At 66.9% G+C, this 13,606-nt stretch carries 10 protein-coding genes; 4 read left to right on the top strand and 6 right to left on the bottom strand.

What is annotated here, in order from left to right; all coding sequences use genetic code 11:
- The first annotated feature begins 2 nt into the window (after positions 1-2).
- Positions 3-485, top strand: a complete 483-nt coding sequence (locus C7401_RS18365; protein ID WP_112172821.1) for a glutathione peroxidase — start codon at positions 3-5, stop codon at positions 483-485.
- A gap of 22 nt (positions 486-507) precedes the next feature.
- On the opposite strand, the gene cls is transcribed toward C7401_RS18365, so the two are convergent.
- The 6 genes from cls to dapC form a co-directional block, all read right to left on the bottom strand.
- A complete protein-coding gene (gene cls / locus C7401_RS18360) occupies positions 508-1,950 on the bottom strand; it encodes a cardiolipin synthase (protein WP_112172820.1) in 1,443 nt (480 codons plus the stop codon).
- A 194-nt stretch (positions 1,951-2,144) separates the two neighbouring features.
- On the bottom strand, positions 2,145-3,041 hold the full coding sequence (prmB, locus tag C7401_RS18355) for a 50S ribosomal protein L3 N(5)-glutamine methyltransferase (protein ID WP_112172819.1): 897 nt from the start codon (positions 3,039-3,041) through the stop codon (positions 2,145-2,147).
- Positions 3,042-3,074: 33 nt separating this feature from the next.
- Entirely contained in the window at positions 3,075-4,214 is a 1,140-nt protein-coding gene (gene dapE / locus C7401_RS18350; protein ID WP_112172818.1) for a succinyl-diaminopimelate desuccinylase, read from the bottom strand.
- Between the two features lie 125 nt (positions 4,215-4,339).
- Positions 4,340-4,705 (bottom strand): ArsC family reductase, encoded by a 366-nt coding sequence (locus C7401_RS18345; RefSeq protein ID WP_112172817.1) that lies wholly within the window; start codon positions 4,703-4,705, stop codon positions 4,340-4,342.
- Entirely contained in the window at positions 4,705-5,532 is an 828-nt protein-coding gene (gene dapD, locus C7401_RS18340) for a 2,3,4,5-tetrahydropyridine-2,6-dicarboxylate N-succinyltransferase (RefSeq protein WP_112172816.1), read from the bottom strand. The genes C7401_RS18345 and dapD overlap by 1 nt, the downstream gene beginning before the upstream one ends.
- Before the next feature lie 81 nt (positions 5,533-5,613).
- Entirely contained in the window at positions 5,614-6,837 is a 1,224-nt protein-coding gene (dapC, locus tag C7401_RS18335; RefSeq protein WP_258397135.1) for a succinyldiaminopimelate transaminase, read from the bottom strand.
- Positions 6,838-7,147: 310 nt separating this feature from the next.
- On the opposite strand from dapC, the gene C7401_RS18330 reads away from it, so the two are divergent.
- From C7401_RS18330 to C7401_RS18320, 3 genes are all read left to right on the top strand, one after another.
- Positions 7,148-8,275: a DMT family transporter gene (locus tag C7401_RS18330; protein ID WP_112172814.1), complete on the top strand. Its 1,128-nt coding sequence runs from the start codon at positions 7,148-7,150 to the stop codon at positions 8,273-8,275.
- A gap of 169 nt (positions 8,276-8,444) precedes the next feature.
- Positions 8,445-11,963, top strand: coding sequence for a chromosome segregation protein SMC (gene smc, locus C7401_RS18325; RefSeq protein ID WP_112172933.1), 3,519 nt, complete (start codon positions 8,445-8,447; stop codon positions 11,961-11,963).
- A 143-nt stretch (positions 11,964-12,106) separates the two neighbouring features.
- Entirely contained in the window at positions 12,107-13,420 is a 1,314-nt protein-coding gene (locus C7401_RS18320; protein WP_112172813.1) for a cell division protein ZipA C-terminal FtsZ-binding domain-containing protein, read from the top strand.
- Positions 13,421-13,606: the final 186 nt, after the last annotated feature.

Below are 13,606 nucleotides of genomic sequence, written 5' to 3'. Positions count from 1 at the left end.
AGATGACTTCGATCTATTCGTTTTCGGCGCAACCGCTTGGCGGCGGCGAGCCGGTCAGTCTCGACCGCTATACGGGCAAGGTGCTCTTGATCGTCAATACGGCGAGCGAGTGCGGATTCACGCCGCAGTACGCAGGCCTGCAAAAGCTCTACGACGAGTACGCCGCGCGCGGCCTCGCGGTGCTCGGCTTTCCGTGCAACCAGTTCGGCAAGCAGGAGCCCGGCGACGCCGCGCAGATCGGCAGTTTCTGCGAGAAGAACTACGGCGTGACGTTTCCCATGTTCGAGAAAATCGACGTCAACGGAGCGAACGCGCACCCGCTGTATCGCTGGCTCACGGGCGAGGCGCCGGGACTGCTCGGGCTCGAGGGCATCAAGTGGAATTTCACGAAGTTTCTCGTCGACCGCAGCGGCAACGTGGTGAAGCGCTATGCGCCGGTCACGAAACCCGAGGCGATCGCGGCAGATATCGAAAAGCGGCTTTGAGCACCGCCGGGCGAGCATTGCGCTAGAGAATCGGCGCGAAGAGCCGCGCGAGATGCATCGTGATCTTGCGCCAGGCGGGCGCGTCGCGGTACTCGCTGCGATCGATCTCGAAGGTCTCCTCGAAGTCGCGCAGCAGCATCGCCTCGACTTCGGCGGCGAAGCCCCGATGCACGGTCAGCACCATGATCTCGAAGTTCAGGCGGAACGACCGGTTGTCGAGATTCGCGCTGCCAATGGCCGCGGCCACGTCATCGATCAGCACGACCTTCTGGTGCAGGAAGCCCGGCTTGTAGCGGAAGATGCGGATGCCCGCGCGCACGGCGTCGAAGGCGTACAGCGTGGACGCCTCGAACACCACGTAATGATCGCGGCGGCTCGGAATCATGATGCGCACGTCCACGCCGCGCAGCACTGCGAGGCGCAGCGCCGAGAACACGGCTTCGTCGGGCACGAGGTAGGGCGTGGTGATCCACACGCGCTTTTTCGCCGCGTTGATTGCTTCCACGAAGAAGAGCGAGCAGGTCTCCTGGCGGTCCGCCGGGCCGGTGGGCATCACGAGGCAGTACATGTCGTCGCCTTCCTGCGGCACGACCGTGGGCGGTTCGCAGCCGGGCAACTGCTGGGTGGCCCAGTACCAGTCCTCGGTAAAGGCGAACTGCACGTTGGCGACGACCGGCCCGCGCAGCTCGATATGCGTGTCGCGCCAGGGCGAGAGGCGCGGATTCGCGCCCAGGTATTCGATGCCCACGTTATGGCCGCCCACGAACGCGTGGTGGCCGTCCACCACGACGATCTTGCGGTGGTTGCGGAAATTGAGCTGGAAGCGGTTGACGAAGTGGCGCTTCGTGGAGAACGGGTGCACCTCCACGCCGCCGTCCTGCAATTCGTGCACGTAGCTGGCGGGCAGGTCGAACGAGCCGATGCTGTCGTAGAGGAAATACACGCGCACGCCGCGTTTCGCGCAGTCGAGCAGCACGTCCTTGAGCATGTCGCCGAGCGCGTCGGCGTGCACGATGAAGAACTGCACGATCACGTAGTGCCGGGCGCGCTCGATCGCGTCGAAAATGGCGGAGAAGGTCGCCTCGCCATTCACGAGCGTGCGCACCGAGTTGCCGGGCACGAGCGGCATGCCGCCCAGGCGCGCGAACGTGCGGATCACGCGCACGCCCAGTTCGTCAGCGGGCCATTCGCCTGCGGAGACGAGCTTGTCCCATTCGGGCGCATGGGCGCGCGAGCGCAAGGTTTCGTTGCGCAGGCGCCGCGCGTCGGCATAGCCCGCGAACTTGCTGCGGCCAAGGAAGAGATACGGGACGAGCGTGAGGTAGGGCATCGCCGCGAGCGAGACGGCCCAGGCAATCGCGCCCTGTGAGGTGCGCGTATTGAGGATGGCGTGGCACGCCGCGATCAGCCCAAGCAGATGGATGATCGCGAGCAGCGTGCCAAGGTGTGACCAGTCGAATCGCATAGCGGCGTGGGACGCTCCCTGGGGCCGGACGCAGGGCCGGCCTGCACCGGGAGGCGCACGGCCGGAGGGCTCAATCTTACCGAACCCGCTGCCGCGACGGCTATCGTCCCAGTCCTGCGCGCGGCGACCCGCGTCAAAAAGCGGCGCACGGGCGCCGCGACGCGTTCGCGCAGGTCCGTCAGACCATTAGACCATCAGACCGGCAAGTCGCAGGCCTGGATCAGGAACACCTGATCGTCGCCGGCGCTCGTCGAGAGCCAGACGAGATCGAGGCCGCCAAACGCGGCTTCGACGTTCTCGCGCTCGTTGCCGATCTCGACCACCAGCACGCCGTCGTCGGTGAGCCAGTTGCGCGCGTCCTTGATGATGCGGCGCACGATGTCCATCCCGTCCGCGCCGCCTGCGAGCGCCATTTCCGGCTCGTGACGGTACTCGGGCGGCAGCGCCTGCATCGAATCGGTGTTCACGTACGGCGGGTTCGTGATGATCACGTCATAGCGGCGCTCAGCCAGCGGCGCGTACAGATCGCCTTCGAAGAGGGCGATGCGCTCGTCCAGGTCGTGATCGTGGACGTTGCGTCGCGCCACTTCGAGCGCGGGCGCGGAAAGGTCCACGGCGTCGATATCGGCGTTCGGGAACGCGTGCGCCGCGAGGATCGCAAGGCTCGCCGAGCCGGTGCACAGTTCCAGCACGGCGGTCACTTGCTCGGGATCTTCCACGTAGGGTTGCAGCCCGTCTGCGAGCAGCTCGCCAATGAACGAGCGCGGCACGATCACGCGTTCGTCCACATAGAAGCGCAGGCCGTGCATCCACGCTTCCTGCGTGATGTAGGCGGCGGGTACGCGATCGTTCGCGCGGCGCTCGATCACGCCGAGCACCTTGTCGACTTCCTCGGTCGTGAGGCGCGCGTCCATGAACGGGTCGAGCAGGTCGAGCGGCAGATGCAGCGTGTGCAGGATCAGGTACGCGGCTTCGTCGTAAGCATTGCTCGAGCCGTGGCCGAACGCGAGTTGCGCGGCGGAAAAGCGCGAGACGCCGTAGCGCAGCAAATCGCGCACGGAGCCGAAGGTGGTGGCGAGCGGATGGGTCATGTTCTGGACTCCAGAGCGTGTGCGGTGGATGGATCAGGCGATCAGTTGTTCGAGCACGCGGCGGTAGACGTTCTTGAGCGGATCGATGAATTTCACTTCGATATGCTCATCGATCTTGTGGATGCTGGCGTTGGGCGGCCCGAACTCCACCACCTGTTCGCACATGCGCGCGATGAAGCGGCCGTCCGAGGTGCCGCCCGTGGTCGAAAGCTCGGTCGTGACGCCCGTTTCGTCGTGAATCGCCTTTTCGAGCGCGTTCGAGAGGTCGCCGCGCGGGGTGAGGAAGGGCAGGCCGCTCACGCTCCAGTGCAGGTCGTATTCCAGACCGTGCTTGTCGAGGATCGCGTGCACGCGCTGTTGCAGGCCTTCCACCGTGCTCGCGGTCGAGAAGCGGAAGTTGAACATCACGTCGGCGTGGCCCGGAATCACGTTGCTCGCGCCCGTGCCGCTGTGCATGTTCGACACCTGCCACGTGGTGGGCGGGAAATATTCGTTGCCGTCGTCCCATTTTTCGGCCACGAGTTCGGCGAGCGCGGGCGCCAGCAGGTGCACGGGATTCTTCGCGAGATGTGGATAGGCGATGTGCCCCTGCACGCCCTTCACGACGAGCTTGCCCGACATCGAGCCGCGGCGGCCGTTCTTCACGCAGTCGCCGAGCGTATTCGTCGAAGTCGGCTCGCCTACGATGCAGTAGTCCATCTTCTCGCCGCGCGCCTGGAGCGCCTCGACGACCTTCACGGTGCCGTCGGTGGCGGGGCCTTCCTCGTCGCTCGTGATGAGGAACGCGATGGCGCCGCGATGCTGAGGATGCGCCGCCACGAACTCTTCGCTTGCCACCACGAAGGCCGCGAGCGAGGTTTTCATGTCGGCGGCGCCGCGGCCGTAGAGAATGCCGTCGCGGTGCGAGGGCTGGAACGGCGGCGAGCTCCATTGCTCGATGGGGCCGGTCGGCACGACGTCGGTATGGCCCGCGAAGGCGAGCAGCGGGCCTTGCGTGCCCGCAGTGCCGCGCTTGACGGCCCAGAGGTTCGTCACGCCGTTGGATTCGATCGTTTCGCACGCGAAGCCGAGCGCGCCAAGGCGTTCGGTCATGATGCGCTGGCAGTGCTGGTCGTCGGGCGTGACGGAGGCGCGCGCGATCAGGGCTTCGGTAAGGGCGAGGGTGGCGGACATAAAAGGACCACTTTCAATAAAAATGCCGGCGCCGCTGCGGGAGCAGGGGCCGGCAACAACGTGTCATGACCGTGTGCGCACGACCTTCCGTAGAGCGGATCGGGCGCACCGGTCTCATGCGGCGCTCAGACGAACAGCTCCGCATACTGGTCGGCGGAAAAACCGAGCGTCTTCACGCGGCCGTTCACCACGACCACGGGGCGCTTGATGATCGACGGCTTGTGGATCATCAGCGCGATTGCACCGGCGGTCGTGTCGGCTTCGGCCTTGTGCACGTCCGAAAGGCCGCGCCAGGTCGTGCCGCGCTTGTTGATGAGCTGATCGAGCGGGACGTCTTTCAGCCAGTCCTGGACCAGCGCGTTCGAGACGCCCGCTTTCTTGAAGTCGTGGAACTCGAACTCGACGCCGTGCTCCTCCAGCCACACGCGGGCCCTCTTCACGCTGTCGCAGTTCGGAATGCCGTAGACGACGGTCTTGGCGGACTTCGCCATCAGTCGCCTCGCAGCAGCTCGTTCAGGCCGACCTTGGCGCGCGTCTTGGCGTCGACCTTCTTGACGATCACGGCGCAGTACAGGCTGTGCGAGCCGTCCTTCGAGGGCAGGTTGCCCGCGACCACGACCGAGCCCGCCGGAATGCGGCCGTACGAGACTTCGCCGGTTTCGCGGTCGTAAATCTTGGTCGACTGGCCGAGGTACACGCCCATCGAGATGACCGAGTTCTCTTCGACGATCACGCCTTCCACGACTTCCGAGCGCGCGCCGATGAAGCAGTTGTCTTCGATGATGACCGGGTTCGCCTGGAGCGGCTCCAGCACGCCGCCGATGCCCACGCCGCCCGAGAGGTGCACGTTCTTGCCGATCTGCGCGCACGAACCGACGGTGGCCCACGTGTCGACCATCGTGCCTTCATCGACGTAGGCGCCGATGTTCGTGTACGACGGCATCAGCACGACGTTCTTCGCGATGAACGAGCCGCGGCGCGCGATGGCGGGCGGCACGACGCGGAAACCGCCCGCGGCGAAGTCTTCGGCCGTGTAGTTGGCGAACTTCGAGGGCACCTTGTCGTAGAACTGGCTGTAGCCGCCGGCGGGCATCGGTGCGTTGTCTTCCAGGCGGAACGACAGCAGCACGGCCTTTTTCACCCACTGGTTGACGACCCAGTCGCCGTCCTTCTTCTCGGCGCAGCGCAATGCGCCACGGTCCAGCTCGGCGATGACGTGGGCGACGGCTTCACGCACGTCGTTCGGGGCCGACTTGGGCGAAAAGTCGGCGCGGTTTTCCCAGGCGGTGTCGATGATCTGCTGAAGTTGTTGCGACATGGTGGTGATTTCGTGAGATTGATGATGGAAAGCGGTGTTGCGCGCAGCGGGGTGCGGGACCCCGGCGCGCTCGCAAAGGCTTTACGGTTTGAGCGAGCGGCAGAACTCGACGATGCGCTGCGCGCCCTCGATGCACTCCTCGACGTCGGCGACGAGCGCCATGCGGACGAAGTCTTTGCCGGGATTCGTGCCATGCGCCTCGCGCGCGAGGAACGAGCCGGGCAGAACCGTCACATTATAGTCGGCGTAGAGGCGCTGGGCGAACGCGGTGTCCGTCATGCCGGTGCGCGCGACGTTGGCCCAGAGGTAGAACGCCGCGTCGGGCAGTTTCACGTCGAGCACGTCGGCGAGCATGGGCGTGACCGTCGAGAACTTCTGCACGTATTTTGCGCGGTTCTCGCGCACGTGTGCCTCGTCGCCCCAGGCCGCGATGCTGGCGGATTGCCACACCGGCGACAAGGCCGCGCCGTGATAGGTGCGGTACAGCAGGAACGGCTTGAGGATGGCGGCGTCCCCGGCGACGAAGCCCGAGCGCATGCCCGGCGCGTTCGAGCGCTTGGAAAGGCTCGACAGCATGACGAGGCGCTCGAAGTCGCGGCCCAGCTTGTGTGCCGCTTCGAGGCCGCCCAGCGGCGGATTCGCTTCGTCGAAATAGATTTCCGAGTAGCACTCGTCCGAGGCGATCACGAAGCCGTAGCGGTCGGATAGCGCGAACAGCTCGCGCCAGTCGTCGAGCGTGATCACGGCGCCCGTGGGATTGCCCGGCGAGCACACGTACAGCAGTTGCGTGCGGGCCCAGACTTCCTCGGGAACCTGCGAATAGTCGCAGGCGAAGTTGCGGGCCGGATCGCTGTTCACGAAGTACGGCTCGCCGCCGCCCAGCAGCGCGGCGCCTTCATAGATCTGGTAGAAAGGGTTCGGGCAGAGTACGATCGCCCGCTTTGCCGGGTCTTTCACGCCCGCCGTGGGATCGATCACGGCCTGCGCGAGCGCGAATAGCGCCTCGCGCGAGCCCGAGACGGGCAGGACTTCCGTGTTCGCGTCGATGGCCGGCAGTCCGTAGCGCGCCTTCACCCAGTTCGCGATCGACTCGCGCAGCGCCGGGCTGCCCGCCGTGGCCGGGTACGACGAGAGGCCGTCGAGCGACGCCACGATGGCGTCGCGGATCACCGCCGGCGTGGGGTGTTTCGGCTCGCCGATCCCGAAGCTGATGTGGCGCAGGCCGGCGTTCGGCGTGACGTCCTTGAAGAGTACGCGCAGCTTTTCGAAGGGATAGGACTGAAGGGTGTCGAGTAGCGGATTCACTTGGGGCTGGACGGGCGTGGGCGAAAGACGGAAGGCGTGGCGCGCGGGTTCGGCGCACCCGGTGCGGTGCCGGTGGCGCGCTGCGCCGGGCTGTGCGAAACGAAACAAAACGAAACAGCACGGTGGCGCGGTCATGCGGCTGCAAGGGGTCGATTATAGCGTGGCACCGCTGCTGCTGCGGGCGCGGGCCGGTGCGGGCGCTGGCGTCTCCCGGGCTCGCCGGGCAACAGGACAAAGGGAAAAGCATGAAATTGCCGAATAACGGCGCAGCCGCGGCGAGCGCGCGTCGGAACCTGGGGACGCGCGAGCCATGACCCAGAGCACAGGCCTGCGCGCCGCCTGGCCGACGCTCGCCATCATGGTCGGCGCATCCGTATGGGGATTCGTCTGGTATCCGCTGCGCATGCTGGCGGCATTCGGGCTGACCGGCACGGCCGCGAGCGCCGCGACGAGCGCGGCCGGTTGCCTCTTCGTGCTGGTGCTGCGCTGGCGCTCGCTCGCGACCGTGCGCTGGCACTGGGTGCTGCCGATGCTCGGGCTCGCCGCGGGCGTGACCAACGTCGGCTTCGTGTGGGGCGCGATCCACGGCGAAGTGATGCGCGTGTTGCTGCTCTTTTATCTGACCCCGGCATGGACGGCGATCTTCGCGCACTTCATCCTCCATGAACGCCTGAACCTGGCGGGCAGCGCACTCGCGGCGCTCTCGCTGCTGGGCGCCGTGCTCATGCTGTGGTCGCCGAAGCTCGGCGTACCGCTGCCCGCCAATGCGGCGGAATGGGCCGGTCTCGCGGGCGGCATGGGTTTCGCGATGAGCAACGTGCTGGTCGTGAAGACGAGCCGTGTGCTTCCGCACATGAAGCCGGAGATGCGCACGGCCGTGATCTTCGCCGGCGCGGCGCTGTTCGGCGTGCTGACCTCGTGCTTCGAGCCGATGTCGGCCGTGCCGGCGGGCGAGCATCTCGCGCGCGTCGTGCTGCTCGTGCTGGCGCTCGGCGTCGTGCTCGGGTCCAACAACATGCTCGTGCAGTACGGACTCGCCCGCGTGCCGGCGAATCGCGCGTCGATCATCATGCTGTTCGAGATCGTCGTGACGGCGCTCACGTCGTGGCTCTTCGCCGGCGAGACGCCCGGCCCGCGCGAATGGGCGGGCGGCGCGTGCATCGTGCTCGCTTCGCTGCTGTCGAGCTGGGCGCACCGCGCGCAGGACGCGCGCAAAGGCGCTGCCCATGTGAGTGCCGACGCCAGCGTCATGACTCACGCCGACGCCAGCCGCACCGATGACTCGGACGATGCCGACAGCGACGGCCCGGGAAACGATGGGGGCGGTGACAGCGGCAACGGCGGCAACAACGGGGGTGCCAACGGCGGTGGCAATGCAGGCGGCGACTCCGGCCCGCTGCCTTCCCGCGCGCGGAATGGCGCGCGTGCGATGGTATGATTGCCCCTGATTCCCGCCGACCGCTCGCGCTCATGCGCGTTCGTGCGGCGAGCCGTGGCGGCTGCCCAGTGCGCGTACCGCCGCCGTGCGATCGAAACCGGATTTGCGGCGGCGCGCGGCGTGCGGCACGGGCGGTCCCGTTCACCACTATTCAAACAGCGATATCGCCGTGCGTCTGACCTCGATTAAACTCGCTGGCTTCAAATCCTTCGTCGATCCCACGCATTTCCAGGTTCCGGGCCAACTCGTTGGCGTGGTGGGACCGAATGGCTGCGGGAAGTCCAACATCATCGACGCGGTGCGCTGGGTGCTCGGCGAATCGCGCGCGTCCGAGTTGCGCGGCGAGTCGATGCAGGACGTCATCTTCAACGGTTCCACCGCGCGCAAGCCCGGCAGCCGCGCGAGCGTCGAACTGGTGTTCGACAACGCGGACGGCCGCGCCGCCGGCCAGTGGGGCCAGTATGCCGAGATCGCCGTGAAGCGCGTGCTCACGCGCGACGGCACCTCGAGCTACTACATCAACAACCTGCCGGCGCGTCGCCGCGACATCCAGGACATCTTCCTCGGCACGGGCCTCGGCCCGCGCGCCTACGCGATCATCGGGCAGGGCATGATCGCGCGCATCATCGAGGCGAAGCCCGAAGAGTTGCGCGTGTTCCTCGAAGAGGCCGCGGGCGTTTCGAAGTACAAGGAACGCCGCCGCGAGACGGAGAACCGCCTGCACGATACGCGTGAAAATCTCACGCGTGTTGAAGACATCGTGCGCGAGTTGTCGACCAACCTCGAAAAGCTCGAAGGCCAGGCCGTCGTCGCCACCAGGTTCCGCGAGTTGCAGTCCGAGGGCGAGGAGAAGCAGCGGCTGCTTTGGCTTCTGCGCAAGAACGAGGCATCGGGCGAGCAGCAGCGCCAGCAGCGCGCGATCGAGCAGGCGCAGATCGACCTGGAGCGCCACACCGCGCAACTGCGTGAAGTGGAAGCGCAGCTCGAAACGCTGCGCGTGGCCCACTACTCGGCAAGCGACGCCATGCAGGGCGCGCAGGGTTCGCTCTACGAAGCGAACGCCGAGGTGAGCCGTCTCGAAGCCGAGATCAAGTTCATTGTCGAGTCGCGCAACCGCGTGCAGGCGCAGATCGCCGCGCTCACCGCGCAGCGCGAGCAGTGGCAGGCGCAGGCGCAGAAGGCGCAGGACGACATCGAAGACGCCGAAGAGCAACTGGCGATCGCCGAGGAAAAAGCGGCGCTTGCGGAAGAAGACGCGGCCGCGAAGCAGGAAGCGCTGCCCGCGCTCGAAAACCGCTGGCGCGACGCCCAGGCGCAGTTGAACGACGAGCGCGCGGGCATTGCGCGCACCGAGCAGGCCATCAAGCTCGAAGCCGCGCACCAGCGCAACGCCGACCAGATGCTCCAGCAGCTTCAGCAGCGCCACGAGCGCCTGAAGTCGGAGGAAGGCGGCCTCGACGCCCCCGACGAAGCCCAGCTCGAAGAACTGCGCATGCAGCTCGCCGAGCAGGAAGAGGTGCTCCACGACGCGCAGGCGCGCCTTGAGGACGCCCAGGAAACGGTGCCGCGCCTCGACGCCGAACGCCGCGCCGCGCATGAGCGCGTGCAGGCCGAAAACGCGCAGATCCACCAGTTCGAAGCGCGCCTTGCGGCGCTCAAGCAGTTGCAGGAGAACGTGCAGACCGAGGGCAAGATCCAGCCGTGGCTCGAACGCCACGAACTGGGTGCGCTGCCGCGTCTGTGGAAGAAGCTGCACGTCGAAGCGGGCTGGGAAACGGCGCTCGAATCGGTGCTGCGCGAGCGTCTCGCGGCGCTCGAAGTCTCGAATCTCGACTGGGTGAAGGCGTTCGCCAGCGACGCGCCGCCCGCGAAACTCGCGTTCTATTCGCCTCCCGCCGCGGGCCAGCCGCCCACGGCGCCCGCGGGGCTCACGCCGCTGCTTTCGCTGGTGCGCATCGACGACGCGGGTCTGCGCGCAGTGCTCACCGAATGGCTCGGTTCGACCTACGTCGCCAACGATCTTGCCGAGGCGCTCGCGCAGCGCGCGCAGTTGCCAGGCGGCGGCACCTTCGTGGTGAAGGCCGGCCACACGGTCACGCGCGTGGGCGTGCAGCTCTACGCGGCCGACACGGAACAGGCGGGCATGCTCGCGCGCCAGCAGGAGATCGAGAATCTCGAGCGTCAGGTGCGCGCCCAGGCGCTGCTCGCCGACGATGCGCGCACGGCCGTCGTGCGTGCGGAAGCGGCGCACACGCAGGCCGCCCAGGTGCTCACCGAAGTGCGCCAGCAGGCGGAACGCGCGACCCAGCGCGTGCACGCGCTGCAAATGGACGTGCTGAAGCTGACCCAGGCGCACGAGCGCTACACGGCGCGCAGCACGCAGATTCGCGAAGAACTCGAAGAAATTCGCGCGCAGATCGAGGAGCAGCGTGCGCTGCGGGCCGAATCGGAAGCGAACTTCGAGCGCCACGACATCGAGCTGGCCGAATTGCAGGCGCGTTTCGAGGACAACCAGCTCGCCTTCGAAGCGCTCGACGAGGAACTCGGCGCGGCGCGCAACCAGGCGCGCGACCTCGAACGCGCCGCCGGCGACGCGCGTTTTGCGGCGCGCAACATGGCGAACCGCATCGAGGAATTGAGGCGCAACATCCAGGTCGCGCACGATCAGAGCGAGCGCGTGGCCGTTTCCCTCGAAGACGCGCGTGCCGAGCTGGAAACGATCAACGAGCAAACCGCGCACACGGGCTTGCAGGACGCGCTGGAAATTCGCGCGCAGAAGGAAGACACGCTGCGCGCCGCGCGCGCCGAACTCGACGACCTGAGCGCGAAGCTGCGCACGGCCGACGAAACGCGTCTCGCCGCCGAGCGCGCGTTGCAGCCGCTGCGCGACCGCATCACCGAGCTTCAGTTGAAGGAGCAGGCCGCGCGCCTGAACGGCGAGCAGTTCGTGGAGCAGTTGCAGGCCGCGGGCGTGGACGAAGCGGCGTTGCAGGAGAAGCTCACGGCGGACATGAAGCCGTCGTACCTGCAAGGCGAAGTCACGCGCATCAACAACGCCATCGCGGCGCTGGGCCCCGTGAACATGGCGGCGCTCGACGAGCTGGCCGCGGCGAAGGAGCGCAAGACCTTCCTCGACGCGCAGTCGGCCGACCTCACGAGCGCGATCGAAACGCTCGAAGACGCGATCCGCAAGATTGACCAGGAAACACGCACGCTCTTGCAGGGCACCTTCGACGAAGTGAACCGCCATTTCGGCGAGCTGTTCCCGCGCCTTTTCGGCGGCGGCCAGGCGAAGCTCATCATGACCGGCGACGAGATTCTCGACGCGGGCGTGCAGGTGATGGCGCAGCCGCCCGGCAAGAAGAACTCGACGATTCACCTGCTTTCCGGCGGCGAGAAGGCGCTCACGGCCACGGCTCTCGTGTTCGCGATGTTCCAGCTCAACCCGGCGCCGTTCTGTCTGCTCGACGAAGTGGATGCGCCGCTCGACGACGCCAACACCGAGCGCTTCGCGAACCTCGTGCGCGCGATGTCGGACAAAACCCAGTTCCTGTTCATTTCGCACAACAAGATCGCCATGGAAATGGCGCAGCAGCTCATTGGCGTGACGATGCAGGAGCAGGGCGTCTCGCGTATCGTTGCGGTCGACATGGAAACTGCGGCGGGTTTCGCCCAGAATACGGTCTAATCGTTTTTACGGACTAACGGACGGCGCGCGAAGCGCGACCGGCGGCGCCATCGAACAGGCAGCCGCCGCGCGCATCGCAAGCGCCACGAAAACGGCGTGCGTGATGCGCGCGCCGTCGAATAAGAATTGCTGATGGAGCATGCATGGACGAGTTGACTCTCGGGTTGATCGGCGCGGGCGCTGTGGTAGTCGGGGGCGTGGTGGTGTACAACGCATGGCAGGGCGCGAGGGTGCGCCGTCGCATGCCGCGACCGATGCCCGAGGAAGTGGCCGAAGCGCCGCAACGCGACGAGCTACAGGAGGCAAGCCCCTTTATCGAGCCGGCGCATGCTCCGTCGCGGCGTGAGCCGTCGCTCGCGGGCGCTGCGGAGGCCGAGCGCATGGAGCCGGGTTTCGCGACTGCGGCGCCGCTCGACACGCCCGCCGATATCCAGGCGGAAACCACGACACCCAACGGCTTTCCCGAGGACGAGGCGGGCGAGGGCGCGGAGGCCGCACCGGCTGACGGCGCGAGCGCGGCGGAACCGGCCACGGAAAAGACTGAAAAGGCCGACTACGCCGCCAAGACCGACAAGGCCGACGAAGGCGAGCGCATCGAGCCGGTCATGCCGGCGGCCACGACGATCTCTTCGGCGCCGCCTGCCGTGGTCGACCGTCGCATCGACTGCATCGTGCCGATCCGGCTCGGCGCGTCGGTGGCGGGCGAACGCGTGATTCCGCTCGCGCAGCGCCTGCGACGCGCGGGCAGCAAGCCGGTTCACATCGAAGGCAAGCCCGAGGGCGGCGACGGCTGGGAACTGCTGCAAAACGGCGTGCGCTATGAGGAACTGCGCGCGGCGGCACAGCTCGCCAACCGCAACGGCCCGCTCAACGAACTCGAGTTCTCGGAGTTCGTCACCGGCGTGCAGCAGTTCGCCGACGCGCTCGACGCCGCGCCCGAATTCCCGGACATGATGGAAACGGTCGCGATGGCGCGCGAGCTCGACGGTTTCGCGGCGCAGTGCGACGCGCAGCTTTCGATCAACGTGATGTCGGACGGCGCGCCGTGGTCGGCGAACTACGTGCAGGCCGTGGCCGCGCAAGATGGCTTGCTGCTTTCGCGCGACGGCACGCGTTTCGTGAAGCTCGACGCGAAGCAGAGCCCGGTGTTCATGCTGCAATTCGGCGACACCAACTTCCTGCGCGATGACCTGACCTACAAGGGCGGCGAGTTGATCACGCTGATTCTCGATGTGCCGGTGGCCGACGAGGACATCCTGCCGTTCCGCCTCATGTGCGATTACGCGAAGTCGCTCGCCGAGCGCATTGGCGGGCGCGTGGTCGACGACCAGCGCAGGCAGCTGCCCGAGTCGGTGCTGCAAGCCATCGACAAGCAGCTCATGACGCTCTACGCGAAGCTGGAGCAAGCCGGCATTCCGGCCGGCTCGCCGGCCACGCGCCGGCTGTTCAGCCAGTAAGGAAGCCGAGCCTTCCACTCGCAGACAAGGCGTGGCGCCGTGAAGGCGCCGCGCCTTTTTTGTTCGCGCGCGCCGGTGCGGCAAGGTCGTGACGGTCGTTCATGGGGGCGCTTGCGGGGTGGTCGGCACATGTGTTGCAGTGCGTTCACGTTCGCATCGCGGGAAAGCGCCGTCAACGGCATTTGC

Source organism: Paraburkholderia unamae, assembly GCF_003268775.1.
Classification (GTDB): Bacteria; Pseudomonadota; Gammaproteobacteria; order Burkholderiales; family Burkholderiaceae; genus Paraburkholderia; species Paraburkholderia unamae.
This window is presented reverse-complemented; position numbering and strand designations above follow the sequence as displayed.

Bases quoted from the DNA above. Each gene is read 5' to 3' on its own strand.
- C7401_RS18345 (WP_112172817.1), bottom strand. From the start codon at position 4,705: ATGGCGAAGTCCGCCAAGACCGTCGTCTACGGCATTCCGAACTGCGAC.
- dapD (WP_112172816.1), bottom strand. From the start codon at position 5,532: ATGTCGCAACAACTTCAGCAGATCATCGACACCGCCTGGGAAAACCGC.
- C7401_RS18320 (WP_112172813.1), top strand. From the start codon at position 12,107: ATGGACGAGTTGACTCTCGGGTTGATCGGCGCGGGCGCTGTGGTAGTC.
- C7401_RS18365 (WP_112172821.1), top strand. From the start codon at position 3: ATGACTTCGATCTATTCGTTTTCGGCGCAACCGCTTGGCGGCGGCGAG.
- cls (WP_112172820.1), bottom strand. From the start codon at position 1,950: ATGCGATTCGACTGGTCACACCTTGGCACGCTGCTCGCGATCATCCAT.
- C7401_RS18330 (WP_112172814.1), top strand. From the start codon at position 7,148: ATGACCCAGAGCACAGGCCTGCGCGCCGCCTGGCCGACGCTCGCCATC.
- dapE (WP_112172818.1), bottom strand. From the start codon at position 4,214: ATGTCCGCCACCCTCGCCCTTACCGAAGCCCTGATCGCGCGCGCCTCC.
- prmB (WP_112172819.1), bottom strand. From the start codon at position 3,041: ATGACCCATCCGCTCGCCACCACCTTCGGCTCCGTGCGCGATTTGCTG.